Genomic DNA, 15,637 nt, shown 5'->3' with positions numbered 1-15,637 from the left:
ATGAGTCAGGCACCTATTAATCAGCTGCTGCAAATTCTTAAAATCAGAGAGCAGGCAGTTTTGGAAGCTGCAAAAAACTGGCAGCTGGCTCGGGATCAGTTTCATGCCGGCAAAACCAAACATGAGCAATTACTGGTTTATCGTCAGGATTATGTGGAGCAGTTGCATCAGTTGGGCAATGCTGGTTGCGAAATCGGACGTATGCGAAACCGTATCGAATTTATCACGCAACTGGATCAGGCCTTAGGGCAAATGAATCAGCATCTGGCTTCTCTTGCGAAACAGCGATCGCAACTTGAAAAAACCTATTTTCAGGCTAAAGCAGAACAGGATGTAGTGCTTGAGCTGCTGAAAAAGCTGTATGACGAGAAAAAAAGCGAGCAAGAACGTCTGGATCAGAAAGAAAGTGATGAGTACGCGCTCAAGCAATGGTATAGTAAGGGTTCAATAACCCATTCAAAAAAAACTGGTGACTAAACTTTTAAAACGCTGCCGTTTACCCTTGGCGATATTGATTATTGCTGCGGCAGTGATATCCAGCCTGTTTCGCGCTCTGACTCCCTGGGCCTCGCAGTATAAAACAGAAGTCGAGAAGCATTTGTCTGCCCTGGTAGGAGAGCCTGTTCATATCCAGACAATGGAGACGGGATGGTACTGGTTCGAGCCGGTTATTAAATTGAAGCAGGTCAGCGTTTCCGATGGCAAAGAGGGTGCTATTCATTTAAAAAATCTGCTGGTAGGTATTAATCTTTTGGGCTCGTTGTGGCATTGGCAGATACAGCCCGGTGTTCTCTATGTCGATGATCTGAATCTGGATATCCGTCAAAACAATAATCAATGGTCAATAGAAGGCTTAAACCTGGGTAATGGAGAGTTCAAACTGGATCCTGCTGTCTATACACCAGTTCTGGCCTGGATACTTAATCAGCAAAAAATTATTATCAAGCATTTCTCCACCCAGATTCATCTGCAAAATGGCAGCGTCATTCCAGTGAAACGCTTTAATCTGGTAGTTTCCAGAAAAGCGGATCGCTACCGCATCCGCGGTGAGGCGGCACTTGAACAGAATATGCCGACTAGTTTCCGGTTGATCGCTGATTTATCCATTGATCCTTATCATCTTGCGCAGACCGAGGGCCAAATTTATTTTGCATCAGAGGATTGGAAATTTGAACAGTGGACCAGTTTGCTGCCGCAAAATCTGCAGCAAGACCTTAAAGGATCGGGCGATTTAAAATCCTGGATCGATATCAAAAAAGGACAGGTGCAAACCGTTCAGGCCAAACTGAATTTAGAGCAGATTCAATGGCGAGAACTGCTGAATGACAAAACAAATACAATTCAGAAATTTAAAGCCAGCCTCGCCTGGACATTAACCCAGTCCGGCTGGAAGTTAACAGGCGATGAGGTGGTTTTACGTTTAAATGGAACTAAGTGGCCAAAAAACTCCTTTGAAATCAGCTATGATACGCAGAGGAACGCCTATAAGACCTATATTAAACAGCTCAATATCGCCTCTGCTTTGGAAAGCTTGCCAAATCAGTTGACTGAAAAGTTTTCCAGTATCCGCTCCTATAATCCAATTGGTTTTATGAGCGATACACAGCTGGTGATAAAGCAGGGCCAACCGGATTGGTTTCTTTCTCGTTTTAGTAAGCTGGGCTGGCAAAATTCGGCAACAGTGCCTGGTATTGATAATTTTTCTGGTGTCCTTCAATGGCAGCCAGGACAAGGTCGTCTTGAACTGGATAGTGAAGATGCGGTGATCCGCGTTGAAGATAAGCCTCCAGTCAAATTATTGCTGGCCAATGCGGCGCTTGACTGGAAAACCGTGAATCAGGAAACAACGATTGATATTGAGCGAATGGTACTGCAGCATCCTGATCTGTTGCTTAAGCTCGAGGGTAAATGGTCTGGGATAAGTAAGCAATCCAGGGGAAATCTGGATTTGACTGCAGAGCTGGAGGGCAATAAGGGTGAGCAATGGTTGAAATACATTCCCTCAGGCAAGCTAAAGCCGAAACTGGATTTATGGCTGAAGCAGGGAATTAAACAAATTGATCATATGGTGGCTGAAGTTCATCTTCATGGCCCTGTCGCAGAGTTTCCATTTGATCAGAATAACGGCGAATTTCTGGTTAAAGGTCATCTGCGAGGAGTCGACCTGTATTATGCCAGGCATTGGCCTATAACCCGCAATGTCGAGGCCTATCTTACTATTGACAGACGCTCGCTTAATGTCGATGTGGTGCATGCCAATTTGCGCGGTATCATGGTGGATAAGGCCAATCTTCGTGTCAATGACATTGGCCACGATCGGGAAACCCTGCTCTTGCATGCCAAAGTCAATTCAGACTCCAGAAAAGGATTGGCCTATGTTTTGGCTTCTCCGCTTAAAAAGAAACTCGCCACATTGAAAATGCTGCAGATGAGCGGTGATCTCAGCCTCGATTTTCGATTGGAAGCGCCATTATATCCGGAAAATGACGAGATCCTGGTGTTGGGCGATGTAGACTTTGATAATAATGAGGTAACAGTTCATCACAGTCTGGAGGATTTGCGGTTAAGCGGCGTCAGCGGTAATTTGCAGTTTGATCAGGAAGGCATTCTGGATAGTAATTTGAAAGCCTCGCTTTTACAAAATCCGGTCAGTATTTTAATTAAATCCGTGCGCAAGGGTAAACCTTATACCGAAGTCAGACTGAAAGGGAAAACGAGCATTGAATTGCTTAAAAATAAATTGAATCTGGCCTTATTTTCATTGATGCAGGGTGAGCTTTGGCTGGAAAGTACACTGACTCTTACTGACGATCCAAGTGATTTGGATCATTTGCTAATCAAGACAAATCTCCAGGGTGTTGGTATTAATCTTCCTGCGCCATTCGGCAAAACCTTGATGAGTAAAGCACCGCTTACACTGGATATTCAGTTCAATCCTGAGAAAGCCGTTAAAATGAATATGGATTATGACAAACGCCTGTCGGCGAGTTTGAATTTTGCCGGAAAGAAAAAAGAGTTTCATCTGGATAAGGGTAGTATTCTATTTGGCAACGGCCGTGCTGACCAGAAGATCAAGGGCCTGCAAATTGCGGGTACTTTGCCCGTGTTTAATTTGCAGCAGTGGCAGAACCTGTTGGCCAAAACCAAAGCGGATGATCAAAAGGGAATAGCCAGACTAGTGACTTTTATTAATGTTCACCTGAAAAAAGCAATTGTGGGTAGTTATGAATATAATGATCTTGGCATCAAGGCAAGCAAAACGCCAGAGGATAGCTGGGCTATCCGAATTAATCAGAAAGAGATGGATGCCAGCCTGAACTATGATCCCAAATTCAATTTAATTAAAGGCAGTTTCAACCGATTGATTCTGGGTCAAAATAAAAAAGTTGAAGGAGCTTCCTGTAATCCGGATATCAGTGATATGCCCAATATGGAATTGAGCATTAACGATTTACGATTTGCCGACTGGCGTTTGGGTAAAATGACTTTGAAGGCGATTTCAACACGATCCGGTTGGAAAATCGATTCTTGTACTTTGAAGTCACCTGCTTATCAAATGACGGCAAAGGGATTATGGTCCCCTCAGCAAAATGGCAGTAAAACCGAAATTCAAAGTAATGTGGAACTTACCGACCTGGCCAAAGGACTGGAACAGTTTAATATCAGTCCGGTGGTTGAGGGACAGGAGGGAGCTATTCGCTTTTCAGGAAACTGGACGGGAGGTTTTCAGGATTTTTCCATCGATAATCTCAAAGGTAATATGTCGATTATTCTCAAAAACGGGCGTATAACTCATCTGAGTTCGGATACAGAAGAAAAACTGGGACTGGGTAAACTATTAAGCATTCTCAGTTTGCAAACCATACCAAGAAGATTAAAACTGGATTTTAGTGATTTGTCGAATGATGGATATAGTTTTGATATATTTGAAGGAAATTTCAACATTGCCCAGGGGATGATGACGACTCAGGACAGTTATATTGATGGTCCAATAGCTTATGCGAGCATGAAAGGGAATCTCGATATTTCCCGTCAGCTTTATAATCTTGATTTGCGGGTGACTCCGCATATCACTGCAAGCCTGCCAATTGTCGCTACCATTGCCGGAGGGCCGGTTGTTGGTTTGGCGACCTGGGTGGCCAGTAAAATTATTAATCAGGGAATGCAGAAAATCAGCGGCTATACCTACAAGATTTCAGGCCCCTGGAAGCAGCCGGTGGTTGCTCAGGACAAAATTTTCAGAAAAAAGAAACAACAGGCCTAGTTTAAAGACTGTTGACTTAATAGCCTGAGCAGAGCTTATAATTTAAATATCTGCTCAGCTGTTAAACTTTTCGAGATCAGGACTTTGGCGCAGAATTAATGGATGATCATGTGGAAACATATTTTGCAGCGATATTGGAAAGTAACTACTTTAAAAGAATCACCGGCCCAAACGCCGTATTCATTGTATTTACTAGTGATTTTGACGCTTCTTTTTTTTATTGTCGTTAGTGTCCAGTGGTCTTTAGTGGCCCCAAAAAAGCAGGCCTTTCAGGTACCCTTTCTGGCGGCAGCCATCCTTCTTGGGACTTATTTTATCTATACTTTATTTCTTTTATATCTGGCTGGAAAATCAGAACGACTAGTCCAAACGGTCAGTTCACTCTATGTGACCTATCTAATCATTCATTTACTTGCCTTTCCCTTGATTTTTTTCTCGCAAATTATGCTTGGCGAGCAAATTAACAATCTTCTTATGCTGCTTCTGCTGTTGATTTACTTAGTGGCGGCACTTTTCCTAACCGGTTGGCAATTTTTAGTGACTGCCAATATCTATCGGCATGCTTTGGATTTAAGCTTTGTTAATGGTATTCTAGCTTGCCTTGGATTAATGGCATTCAGCCTTCTAACTCTTTCTTTTATCCGGTGAAAAAAATGCATCTACATATACTTGGTATTAGCGGTACATTTATGAGTGCTTTGGCACTACTGGCCAGGGAAGCGGGATTTACCGTAACTGGCAGCGACGCCAATTGTTATCCGCCCATCAGTGATTTGCTCGAAGCCAAAGGAATTGACTGGGTTGAGGGCTATGGTGATGTATCAATGGCGTTGAAGGCAGATTGTATTATCATAGGAAATGCAATTAAACGCGGCATGCCTGTACTAGAAGCGATTCTCGATGCAGATAAACCTTACACCTCTGGCCCTCAGTGGCTTGCAGAGCATATTCTCAGCCGATACCGGGTACTTGCAGTTGCCGGAACTCATGGAAAAACAACAACCACATCAATGCTTGCTCATATACTGGATCAGGCCGGTCTGGAACCAGGATTTCTGATTGGTGGAGTCGCTCCCAATTTTAATACCAGCAATCGTCTGGGCAAGGGTAAATGGTTTGTTATTGAAGCGGATGAATATGACAGCGCCTATTTTGATAAACGCCCGAAACTCATGCATTATCGTCCCGAAATCGCCTTGTTAAATAATCTTGAATTTGATCATGCGGATATTTATTCCAATCTGGAGGCTATTCAGCAACAGTTTCATTATTATTTGAAAACAATCCCTGCCAAAGGAGTTGTTCTCAAGCCTCGCGATGATGCAGCGCTGAATGCTGTAGTAGAAAGAGGGGTATTTTCACGACTGGAAGAATTAGCTTTGAATGGCGATGCACAATGGCGTGCCGAGTTACTCGATGAAACCGGGTGTGCTTTTCGTGTCTGGCATCATGGCAAGGTCGTGGCAGAGGTGAATTGGCCGTTGATAGGCCGCTTCAATGTCGAAAATGGTCTGGCAGCCATTGCGGCCAGTTCTCATACTGGTGTTAATCCAGCGGTTGCTGCCAGGGCGCTCGAATCATTTCGTCCAGTTAAGCGTCGGCTTGAAGTAAAATCCGATCAGAATGGCATAACCGTTTATGATGATTTTGCCCACCATCCGACCGCAATCAGTAAAACCATTCAGGCTTTGAAGAACAGTCAGCGCCATAAGCGCATCACGGTCGTGCTGGAATTTGCTTCTTACACCATGAAAATGGGTGTACATGGCGATAAAATTCGAGACGCTTTACAAGAGGCTGACAAGGTTATTATTTTAAAGCCGCAGCATTTTAATCTGGACGGTTTGGTTAAAAACTGGAATTTTAGCTATAAAATTCTTCCTACCAGCACTGAAATTGTCAACGAAGTAGCGATTAACAGTCAGTCTGGCGATGCCATTCTGGTGATGAGTAATCGCGGGTTTGACAATATTCATCAGCAATTGACCGCAGCTATTGCCCAACGTGGTTGACGCTGTTTGTTAGAACAGCAGTCATCCGTTGGCGCGGAGGACGTGATAAAATGAAGATAGGCGCACAAAACCGTCTTTGCGAGCGTTAGCGAAGCAATCCAGCACATAACGTTGTTCAAGGTTCGATCTGGATAGCTTCACTTCGTTCGCAAAGACGACAAGTTAATTGTTTTATTCTATGCAACAAGCCCGGTGGGAGTGACGTAGTTGCGCTTATTGAATAATTTCCGGATATTTCAGCCCCCTATTTAATCAGGTTGCCAACTTACAATTTTGCTGGCTTGCTTTTTGCACCTATAAAAACCGGGTTAATCGACTATTTATATTGCAAAATCTTTAACAGATTGTTATAAAAAAAAAGGTTCCCAAGGAAACTATGGATTGGGATTAGCAACGTCGCTGATTTTTAGCTGCGAGTGGATGCTTGTGGAGGGATGCCATGTCAGATTTTAAAGTTCTGCAAAAAAAAGCAATAAAACTCCCTGCGGATTTAACTCAAAGCAATAACACTGGGTTGTTCGGTACATTTTTTGGCTCCTGTTTACCCTTAAATCGAATCAATATTCAACATCTGAATGATGCAGAGCTTCTGAAGCTGGTCGCAGAAAGTCTGAATTTTTATAAAGCCGCCAGCGAAAGGCTGAAATTCGATATATTAGTGGGTATGTATATATTTATATGGGAGCGCCACGACACTCCGGTAGAGTGGATTTGGGATAAATCTTTGTTTAACGCAATGCGTAATCACCTGGGAGTGGATGACATCCACGACCTGGAAAGAGAGTATTATGACCGCGCACTGCTGTCCCTGCGGCATTATTTTACCTGGCTAAATGATAATCAAAACACAGTGGAATTAAACCCTACCTGGCTAGCTTTCCCACTGGATACCCAAAGTTTAATTCATGCATTGCTATGCGCGGAGCCCGAGGAAGAAAAGATTAGCTGGAATTGCGGCATTTTTAATTATTGTTAAAAGGAGCTCTCATGGGATATCGTAAGCCGACCTTATCGCATCTGTTAGAGAAAACAGCTTCGCTAAAGAAGGATTTTGTTCAAAAAGCCAGAGGCTATACTCCGCCTACTTATCAATATTTGTTTGAGCAATTAGATAAATTAAAAAAAGATTATGCGGAAGCCGCGGCTAAAAGCTATAAGACTAATGAAGAATATGTAACGCTGCTCATTCAAACGATGGCCTTACTACCCAGACCCGAGGAAATTGAAGAGAGAGCAAAGGCGCAAAATGTTGATCGTGATGAATATGAAGCGGAGTGCAGAGATATTCTGATGGGGGCAATATTTGATCGATTCTTTCGAATGAATACAGGATATAATGCATGGTATTTCTGGGATCGCGAAAATAGTGTTTTATATACAAAATTACGAAAAATTCTGGATATAGAAAAGAACACAATCACAGATGCCAAGTCTTTGTCTGAGTATTTTAAGAAACATCCTTATGCTTTAAAAGAATATTTGAAAGCCTATCATCGATTTTTAAATCAGGCCTACAAAACGGAAACAACTGAATTTACCTGGCAAGCCTTGCCGCATGTCCGTGATCAAAAGGCGCAATATTTTTTCAAATTAGAGGGATTTATATCCAACGCAAAAGAAAAAATTAATAAAGATAAAACCTATCATGACATAAAAAAGCAAATTCCATATATTCATTTTGTGTTATCCATGAAAAATTCTTTAGTCAGTTGTGAAACCAGAATTTCGGAAATGTTTAAGCAGTTAGAAACTCAGGCAGCTTCTGCTGGTCCGTTTAATGATGGAGATGCAATGCTAGCCTGGGCAAAAACCCTGGTGCCGAGAGAATTGATGAGTGTATTTGAATATTGTGCTGAACGCTTTGAATTTGAAAAAGATGCTGACAACGTGGCAGATTTAGTAAAGCATATGCGAATCCGATTAAACGGTATGTTGAGCCACTCTCTGCTCGCAGTTTATATTATGTGCTCAGAGCAAATGAAGAAAAAAGATCTGAAAGAATCCATATTTTACAAACTCTGCCATCATGCTATACATTCAGGACTTGGATTAATTGACCCTGAATCGGTTCACGATGCACTGGAGATTTTTGCGACTTTCAGGAGTAAATTGGGTGAGGTCTATGCTCCAGTATTAAAAAATACACCTTGGGAAAAGCTTGGAATAAAAGTGCTCAATGATGAATTTAACAATTTAACCGAGGAATACCAGCTACTGCTGCAAGGAAAAAATGCAGAGGAAAAACGCAGCAGTATGGTGCCTAGTTAGGGTTCAAGCTTCTGTGTCAACAAAAGTTCTTCCCGCTGAGCGGGAAGAACTTAAAATCAATTGGCAATATGAAATTGCAAGCTGTCGTCTTCCCAATTTGCCTTAATGGTATCACCTGATTTGAATTCCCCGGTTAATAAGGCCTGAGCTAGCGGGTTTTCAAGCTTTTGTTGAATGATCCGTTTTAAGGGTCTGGCTCCATAGACGGGATCAAAGCCTGCTGCCGCCAGATGTGCAAGGGCATCCGGATTTACTGAAAGCTGAATATCCTGCTGCTGCAGGCGCTGCTGTAAGTAACTGATTTGAATAGCGGCGATAGTAGCTATCTGCTCTTTGTTCAGGGGATGGAATACCACAGTATCATCAATGCGGTTTATGAATTCAGGGCGGAAATGCTGGGTGACAATTTCCATGACCGCGGCTTTTAACTGTTCATAGCTCAGTTTTTTAGCCATATCCTGAATGAGATGAGAACCCAGATTGGAGGTCATGACGATTACGGCGTTGCGAAAATCAACAGTTCGTCCCTGTCCATCGGTTAAACGTCCATCGTCCATGACCTGCAACAGGATATTGAAGACGTCGGAATGGGCCTTTTCGATTTCGTCCAGCAGAATGACCGAGTAGGGGCGTCGTCGGATAGCTTCCGTCAGATAACCGCCTTCTTCATAGCCTACATAACCTGGAGGCGCGCCGATAAGACGAGCGACTGAATGCTTTTCCATAAATTCGGACATGTCGATACGCACCATTGCATCGCTGGTATCAAAAAGAAAGCTTGCCAGTGCCTTGCATAACTCCGTCTTACCAACTCCGGTAGGTCCAAGAAATAAGAAGGAACCAATCGGACGGTTGGGATCTGACAGACCGGCGCGCGAACGTCGGATGGCATTAGCTACGGCGTCAACGGCTTCATTCTGTCCAATCAGACGTTTGTGCAGGGCGTCTTCCATATGTAAAAGCTTTTCTCTCTCACCTTCGAGCATTTTTGCGACAGGAATACCGGTCCATTTGGAGACGACATCCGCAATCTCCTCTTCGGTGACTTTGTTGCGTACCAATCGATTTTCTGTTTTTTCGGCTTCATTAACTTTAGTTAATTGTTTTTCCAATTCAGGAATTCGTCCATACTGAAGCTCGGACATTCGGGTCAGATCGCCTGCGCGTCTTGCCGTTTCCAGTTCGACTTTGGCTTGTTCCAAAGATTCCTTAATTTGGGTCGCACCCTGCAGGGAGGCTTTTTCAGACTTCCATACTTCCTCCAGATCAGCATAATTTCTTTCCAGCTCATCAATATTAGTTTGTAAATCCTGTAAACGCTTTTTGGAGGCCTCGTCATGTTCTTTTTTCAAGGCTTCCCGCTCAATTTTCAATTGAATCAGACGACGCTCCAGCTTATCCAGACTTTCCGGCTTGGAATCAATTTCCATGCGGATTTGGCTGGCCGCTTCATCGATTAAGTCAATGGCTTTATCGGGCAGCTGCCGGTCTGTAATATAGCGATAGGAAAGAGTGGCGGCGGCAACAATTGCCGGATCAGTGATTTCAACCCCGTGATGAACTTCATAACGTTCTTTTAAGCCCCGAAGTATTGCGATCGTGTCTTCTACGGACGGCTCGTCAACCAGCACTTTCTGAAAACGGCGCTCAAGAGCCGCGTCTTTTTCAATGTATTGACGGTATTCGTCTAAAGTTGTGGCGCCAATGCAATGAAGCTCGCCGCGCGCAAGGGCGGGTTTTAACATATTGCCGGCATCCATGGCGCCCTCTGCTTTACCTGCTCCTACCATTGTATGCAATTCATCGATGAAGAGAATGATCTGACCCTCCTGCTTGGAGAGATCATTTAAAACGGCCTTTAAACGTTCTTCAAATTCACCGCGGTATTTGGCGCCGGCAATTAAAGCGCCCATATCAAGAGATAAGAGGCGTTTACTCTTTAAACCTTCTGGAACCTCACCATTGATTATACGCTGAGCAAGTCCTTCAACAATGGCTGTTTTACCGACGCCAGGTTCGCCAATGAGAACAGGATTATTCTTGGTTCGCCGCTGGAGAACCTGAATAGTTCGCCGAATTTCATCATCCCGGCCGATTACGGGATCAAGCTTTCCCTGCTCCGCTCTGGCGGTTAAATCGATGGTGTATTTTTCTAAAGCCTGCCGCTGCTCTTCAGCATTAGGATCATTGACCGCGGCTCCGCCCCGCAATTCATTAATAGCCTTTTCAATGGACTGAGTAGTGGCGCCTGCCTGTTTCAGAATTTTACTTAAATGACTGTCTTCACTGATAACAGCCAGTATGAACAGTTCGCTGGAGATATAGCTGTCTTTTTTTTGCTGGGAAAGTTTGTCCGTCAGATTAAGAAGACGATTTAAGGCATTGGATATATGAATTTCGCCGCCAGTGCCGCTGACTTTAGGGAGCTTTTCGAGCGCCTGATCAAGCAGGGTTTTAAACTCGGTAAGATTGACTGCTGCCTTTGCCAGCAAAGCGCGGCAACTGCCTCCTTGCTGATCGAGCAAGGCTTTCATAACATGTTCCGGCTCGATAAAACCATTATCTTTTCCTAACGCTAAAGATTGTGCGTCAGCAAGGGCCATTTGGAACTTGGATGTTAACTTGTCCATGCGCATAAGAGGAACCTCTTTTTTGTTATTTAATTTACCCGCTATCTGCCGTAAAATGTGGGTTCATTTTTTAAAATCAAGTAGCCGCAACAATGAATAATCCTTCAGTAGAGAATTCTTCGGATTCTCAAGTCCTGCTAAATCAAATTGTAATTGAATTTATGAAAGAACAAAAACGTAAACGACGCTGGCGCTGGGTCTGGCGTATTCTGTTTTTGCTATTAATTGTATGGATTGTTTATGAGGCCGCCTGGGATACTGAAGAAAAGGGAGCGGGCAGCAAAGCTCATGTCGGTTTAATTGATGTCAATGGCAGCATTTTTGATACACAGAGCAATAATGCCGAAAATTTTGCCAAAGGTTTGGATGCCGCTTATAAAAATAAAGGTTTAAAGGCATTGATTTTGCGAATTAACAGTCCTGGCGGCAGCCCGGTACAAGCCAGTTATATGTATAACTCATTAAAATACTATCGCAGCAAATATCCGGACGTAAAAGTGTATGCAGTGTGCGTGGATATTTGCGCATCAGCTGCGTACTATGTCGCGGTTGGCGCTGATGAAATTTATGCAGATGAATCCAGTCTGGTGGGATCCATCGGAGTTTTATATAACGGCTTTGGTTTTGTAGATGCCATGCAGAAGCTCGGGATAACCAGGCGCTTGCAAACCGCAGGCACCAACAAGGGAATACTGGATCCCTTTTCCCCAATCACGCCAGAGCAAACTCAGCTGATGCAAACCATGCTGGATGATATTCATCAACAATTCATCGCCAAAGTTAGAGAAGGACGGGGCACGCGTCTGCTCATTGATGATCAGACATTTTCCGGTTTATTCTGGACAGGAACACAGGCTAAACAACGCGGTTTGATTGATGGTATTGCCAGCAGCGGTCAATTAGCAAGAGATACTATCAAGATTGATACGGTATCCGATTACACCTATAAGCAAAGTGTATTTGAAAAAGTAAGCAAAAATATTGGAACCGCTATGGCTGATCAATTGCCCCTGGCTCTTGGTTTGAATACCGGACTTCGATAAAGCTTGTCAGTAATCGTCTTTGCGAGCCTTGGCGAAGCAGGCACTGCTCTGGGTTGCTTCACTTCGTTCGCAAAGACGGAAGGAAAAAATGAGATTTAAAAAGAGCGGCTGATTAGTGACTTCAGATTCAGCAAAAAATTTCTTTTCATACTGCCGATTGCTGTCAGTATGGCGAATTTTGCTGCTTCTCTTAAAAAGGCAAAAATCCCTGAAGCCCGAATCATTTTCCATCCCACAAATACCAGTGGAAGCGCTCCAAGGGCAACCATGCGTTTATCACCCATGTTGTAGTCAAGATTTCGCTTATAATAGCGAATTTTACTCAACTCGAGCTTTAACCGCAGGTCTGTCTGCATCAGCTCTTGGTAGATTTGTTGTCTCTGCTTCATCATGGATATCTTCCGGATGGTGAGAAAAATATTCTCGGGTTTTTTCAAAACTCATCTTTCTTATATTTGAAAGGGCAAGCCTGTAAATGGTATACATTATCCCCAGGTTTAGAACGGCCACTAACAGTAAGGCTAGTGTGATACTGCCAAGCAGATAAAATAAACCATAGGTCACCAGCGACATTACCAGCAGCCATAACGTCATGCTGATAATCAAAAACATGACTGTATGGATAATGAGAGGCAAAACCCCCATCGCTGCCAGTCTTGTTTCCAGCTGGAATACTTTCGCGAGTAACTTATAGCTTTCCAGTTTACTGGAAACAAGGCCTGTTATCGATTCAAATAGGTTACTCATTTTATAGATAAAACTTTGGCCAACACGAACCCAATGCCTCCAGCGATTAATAATGCACTCAGCGGATTGGTTTTTACCTTTTCAGTCAACTCATCAGAATATTGTTTTACTGTTTCCTGTGCTTCATTCACTTTCTGGGCAATATTCTCCTGATAGAGTTCATTTGCCAGTTTTTTACCTTCTTCGAGAAGCTGACTAGCCGCTTCACCTACATGGGATTGTGATTTTAATCCAGATTGATTACTCATTTGTGGTCCATTTGATCGTGGTTGATTAAGATTTGAATTTTCCATTTCATCGTTCCTTAACTAGTTGTCGATTATTCTTTAAAAAAATATCGTTACTAATTAAGTATAGTCTATGAATGAGATTTGTTATTTATAAATGCTGTTTTAGTTTATTGAGTGAGCGAAGCTTGTCTCTAAGGACGTCACTGATAGTGAGTCCTCGAGACGGGTAAGGTAATCGTTACTGTTTGTTGATCACCAAAGTGGGTGCATTAGATGCCGCTGCTCCTTCAATTCGGGATGCTTTCGGCAAAGCGAATTTACCAAAACTTGCCAAAAGACTGGCTGTGCCGACTTTTACAGGAGCCTCGAAAGCCGCGTTTTCAACCGGACTAAACTGAGGCGCTTTATTTGAAATTAAGTCTGGTGTGTTGATTTTGTTTGTAAACTCGGAAACCTTCAGATGATATGCACCCTGGCTCTGATCAAAGACCATCCTGACCGTACCATTTAACTCACAGACCGGCACAATATTGCCTTTTGTTTTTCCGCTGACCTCAGCTGAGGCTCGGGGAATGACCTTTTCAATATCATCGTTACTGACCTGAACCAGCGATGAACCGTCACTGCCAATGGTGAAAAACTTCTGCGGATCATCTATATCATCCAGATCGGCGCTGGAGCAGGTGAATACTTTCAGATTAATTTTTGCAGAAATTTCTCGATTTTCAGGATTCTTAACCCAATTGATGTGGCCTTTCACCATACCGCGCTCAAGAATAAAATCCGGGTTATTGGCTAGCTGCATGCTATGGGTGAATTCCTGCAGAAGAATGGCTTCAAGAAACTGGCCGCCAAAATGATACATCTTATTAGCCTGGGAGTTGGCGGTATCAATCTGGTCTCCTGTGAAGTTTTCGATGGCCTGCCGAATCCAGGGATCATTATTATCATTACTGTCTTTGGCTGTGATCGCTTTTCCATTAAGAGTCACTCCCTTGCGTTGAATATCTTTAACGATGGTAGCACTATCGGGAAGCTGCGCCTGCTGGCTCGTCAATTCCAAATCAAAAAATGATTGAGTGCTTTGTAATTGCTCGGCGCTGTATTTCACTTTACTGACAGGAATCAGACCTTCGGCATGATTGCAGGATAGCTGATAACTGTTCAGTAAGGATTCATGCAGCTTTATCAGCAGACTGCTGATCTCGATATCTCCTTCCGGGATGATAATAGAAAGTTTTTTTGCTGATGGAGCGGGTATAGATTGGGCTTTGTCCAGTATTCGATACTGTTTGCTGTCCAGGTAATCTTTAAATTGAATTGCCGCAGTAGCTCCTTCGGGTTTAATAAGCAGATTCTCCACAGTAGATATCGCACAAGCCAGGTCACTAATACTCATCGTATCGTTTAAAGACAGGGCTTCGTCCAACTGCTTAAGAAATGCTGCTTTATTATTGGTACTGAAATATCCATGCTTTTCTTGACGAACTAATTGTCTTAATTGTTCCAGGATGTTGCTTTGTACGGTAACTGCCGTTTGCTTGGTTTTCATATAATTTTAAAACTTAATGTACACCCTGCGTATAATATGGTATAAACATTAAGGCCGTATTAAGTACAAAAGAGAATCAAAGTGACCGGTTTTTTTAATAGAAGTGAGGCGGTGGTCCCAGAAAATAAAGAGGCAAACCAAAGTTGGTATTACGTTCCAGTACTCGAGCAGTTTAGAAATCAGACCGCTGGGAACAAGCGAATGTGGCTCTGTGCCAGTCAGAGTAATGTCGTGCGTCAATTTTATACATCCACAGACTCTTTAAAAAAAGCACTATCTTCACGTCTGGGTGCTCATCAAACCCTATCCTGCTACAAAGTGTGGCTTAGTGCTGAACAGAAAGAAAATCTTGCTCAATTAAACAATAATCCTGAGATCTTCACTGCTGCAATTTCATTGCAAAGCACTCAAATCAGATCATTGATTAAATTACGAGAGCAGGAAATCGAGGAAGTGAATCCCAATTTTGGCGAAGCTGTTTCTGCTTCTGCCTCCTGTGCTGCCTGAGTAATAAGCAGCCTATAACTTTTAAAAAAATCCCCTCTCCCAAGCTGGGAGAGGGCTAGGGTGAGGGTTGATTTTAACCCCTCTCTCCAACTCTCTCCCTGAGGGAGAGAGGATTTCATAGGGCACCCCCCTGATTTAAAGCGGAGCAAAAATGGCTAAAAAACAATATAGCATTAAAGAACTGCAACAATTTAATACCATGAAATCCTGTGTTGAAGTACCAGCAGGAATTCCGGAAGAGGTACAGGTCGCCCCCGAAACGCACATTACTCGTATTTTCAGAGAGCGTAATACACAATGCGGCAATCAGTTTTTTGGTCACTGTTTACCCAGAAAGCCGGAGGAACCGGATACAGCAGCGAGCGCCATTCCGGTAATGTAGGC

The 15,637-nt window shown here is 43.2% G+C and carries 14 protein-coding genes; 9 read left to right on the top strand and 5 right to left on the bottom strand.

Features of this window, described 5'->3' with window-relative positions; translation table 11 throughout:
- The 6 genes from E1O89_RS03240 (at position 1) to E1O89_RS03215 (ending at position 8,544) form a co-directional block, all read left to right on the top strand.
- Positions 1-477 (top strand): flagellar export protein FliJ, encoded by a 477-nt coding sequence (locus tag E1O89_RS03240; protein WP_112218249.1) that lies wholly within the window; start codon positions 1-3, stop codon positions 475-477.
- On the top strand, positions 470-4,264 hold the full coding sequence (locus E1O89_RS03235) for a YhdP family protein (protein WP_165483047.1): 3,795 nt from the start codon (positions 470-472) through the stop codon (positions 4,262-4,264). Before E1O89_RS03240 ends, E1O89_RS03235 begins: the two co-directional genes overlap by 8 nt.
- Before the next feature lie 108 nt (positions 4,265-4,372).
- A complete protein-coding gene (locus tag E1O89_RS03230; RefSeq protein ID WP_112218247.1) occupies positions 4,373-4,912 on the top strand; it encodes a hypothetical protein in 540 nt (179 codons plus the stop codon).
- A 5-nt stretch (positions 4,913-4,917) separates the two neighbouring features.
- On the top strand, positions 4,918-6,276 hold the full coding sequence (mpl, locus tag E1O89_RS03225) for a UDP-N-acetylmuramate:L-alanyl-gamma-D-glutamyl-meso-diaminopimelate ligase (RefSeq protein ID WP_133138911.1): 1,359 nt from the start codon (positions 4,918-4,920) through the stop codon (positions 6,274-6,276).
- Between the two features lie 439 nt (positions 6,277-6,715).
- Entirely contained in the window at positions 6,716-7,252 is a 537-nt protein-coding gene (locus E1O89_RS03220; protein ID WP_133138910.1) for a hypothetical protein, read from the top strand.
- A gap of 11 nt (positions 7,253-7,263) precedes the next feature.
- Entirely contained in the window at positions 7,264-8,544 is a 1,281-nt protein-coding gene (locus E1O89_RS03215; RefSeq protein WP_133138909.1) for a hypothetical protein, read from the top strand.
- 56 nt (positions 8,545-8,600) lie between these two features.
- On the opposite strand, the gene clpB is transcribed toward E1O89_RS03215, so the two are convergent.
- Positions 8,601-11,180, bottom strand: coding sequence for an ATP-dependent chaperone ClpB (gene clpB / locus E1O89_RS03210; protein ID WP_133138908.1), 2,580 nt, complete (start codon positions 11,178-11,180; stop codon positions 8,601-8,603).
- Positions 11,181-11,266: 86 nt separating this feature from the next.
- On the opposite strand from clpB, the gene E1O89_RS03205 reads away from it, so the two are divergent.
- Complete coding sequence (locus E1O89_RS03205) at positions 11,267-12,217, top strand: S49 family peptidase (RefSeq protein WP_133138907.1); 951 nt, start codon at positions 11,267-11,269, stop codon at positions 12,215-12,217.
- A gap of 95 nt (positions 12,218-12,312) precedes the next feature.
- On the opposite strand, the gene E1O89_RS03200 is transcribed toward E1O89_RS03205, so the two are convergent.
- The 4 genes from E1O89_RS03200 to E1O89_RS03185 all read right to left on the bottom strand — a co-directional run bounded on the left by E1O89_RS03200 (position 12,313) and on the right by E1O89_RS03185 (position 14,746).
- Positions 12,313-12,501 carry a hypothetical protein gene (locus E1O89_RS03200; protein ID WP_133138906.1) on the bottom strand — a complete coding sequence of 63 codons (189 nt, stop codon included), beginning with the start codon at positions 12,499-12,501 and terminating at the stop codon, positions 12,313-12,315.
- 34 nt (positions 12,502-12,535) lie between these two features.
- Positions 12,536-12,964, bottom strand: coding sequence for a hypothetical protein (locus tag E1O89_RS03195; protein ID WP_133138905.1), 429 nt, complete (start codon positions 12,962-12,964; stop codon positions 12,536-12,538).
- Positions 12,961-13,212 (bottom strand): hypothetical protein, encoded by a 252-nt coding sequence (locus E1O89_RS03190; protein WP_133138904.1) that lies wholly within the window; start codon positions 13,210-13,212, stop codon positions 12,961-12,963. The genes E1O89_RS03195 and E1O89_RS03190 overlap by 4 nt, the downstream gene beginning before the upstream one ends.
- 220 nt (positions 13,213-13,432) lie before the next feature.
- Positions 13,433-14,746: a hypothetical protein gene (locus E1O89_RS03185; protein WP_133138903.1), complete on the bottom strand. Its 1,314-nt coding sequence runs from the start codon at positions 14,744-14,746 to the stop codon at positions 13,433-13,435.
- Positions 14,747-14,827: 81 nt separating this feature from the next.
- Here E1O89_RS03185 and E1O89_RS03180 point away from each other — a divergent pair, with 81 nt between their 5' ends.
- Both E1O89_RS03180 and E1O89_RS03175 read left to right on the top strand, forming a co-directional pair.
- The gene (locus E1O89_RS03180) at positions 14,828-15,253 is read left to right on the top strand and encodes a hypothetical protein (protein WP_133138902.1); all 426 of its coding nucleotides are present in this window, start codon (positions 14,828-14,830) and stop codon (positions 15,251-15,253) included.
- A gap of 151 nt (positions 15,254-15,404) precedes the next feature.
- A complete protein-coding gene (locus E1O89_RS03175) occupies positions 15,405-15,635 on the top strand; it encodes a hypothetical protein (protein WP_133138901.1) in 231 nt (76 codons plus the stop codon).
- The last annotated feature ends 2 nt before the right edge of the window (positions 15,636-15,637 follow it).

This window comes from Legionella genomosp. 1 (assembly GCF_900640215.1).
Lineage (GTDB): Bacteria > Pseudomonadota > Gammaproteobacteria > Legionellales > Legionellaceae > Legionella_C > Legionella_C quinlivanii_A.
Note: the sequence above shows the minus strand (reverse complement) of the source record. Positions and strands in the feature narration are given on the sequence as shown.

What these genes read in the sequence shown, in the direction of transcription:
- E1O89_RS03240 (WP_112218249.1), top strand. Translation starts at nt 1, where the DNA reads ATGAGTCAGGCACCTATTAATCAGCTGCTGCAAATTCTTAAAATCAGA.
- E1O89_RS03230 (WP_112218247.1), top strand. Translation starts at nt 4,373, where the DNA reads ATGTGGAAACATATTTTGCAGCGATATTGGAAAGTAACTACTTTAAAA.
- mpl (WP_133138911.1), top strand. Translation starts at nt 4,918, where the DNA reads ATGCATCTACATATACTTGGTATTAGCGGTACATTTATGAGTGCTTTG.
- E1O89_RS03220 (WP_133138910.1), top strand. Translation starts at nt 6,716, where the DNA reads ATGTCAGATTTTAAAGTTCTGCAAAAAAAAGCAATAAAACTCCCTGCG.
- E1O89_RS03215 (WP_133138909.1), top strand. Translation starts at nt 7,264, where the DNA reads ATGGGATATCGTAAGCCGACCTTATCGCATCTGTTAGAGAAAACAGCT.
- clpB (WP_133138908.1), bottom strand. Translation starts at nt 11,180, where the DNA reads ATGCGCATGGACAAGTTAACATCCAAGTTCCAAATGGCCCTTGCTGAC.
- E1O89_RS03205 (WP_133138907.1), top strand. Translation starts at nt 11,267, where the DNA reads ATGAATAATCCTTCAGTAGAGAATTCTTCGGATTCTCAAGTCCTGCTA.
- E1O89_RS03200 (WP_133138906.1), bottom strand. Translation starts at nt 12,501, where the DNA reads ATGGGTGATAAACGCATGGTTGCCCTTGGAGCGCTTCCACTGGTATTT.
- E1O89_RS03195 (WP_133138905.1), bottom strand. Translation starts at nt 12,964, where the DNA reads ATGAGTAACCTATTTGAATCGATAACAGGCCTTGTTTCCAGTAAACTG.
- E1O89_RS03190 (WP_133138904.1), bottom strand. Translation starts at nt 13,212, where the DNA reads ATGAGTAATCAATCTGGATTAAAATCACAATCCCATGTAGGTGAAGCG.
- E1O89_RS03185 (WP_133138903.1), bottom strand. Translation starts at nt 14,746, where the DNA reads ATGAAAACCAAGCAAACGGCAGTTACCGTACAAAGCAACATCCTGGAA.
- E1O89_RS03175 (WP_133138901.1), top strand. Translation starts at nt 15,405, where the DNA reads ATGGCTAAAAAACAATATAGCATTAAAGAACTGCAACAATTTAATACC.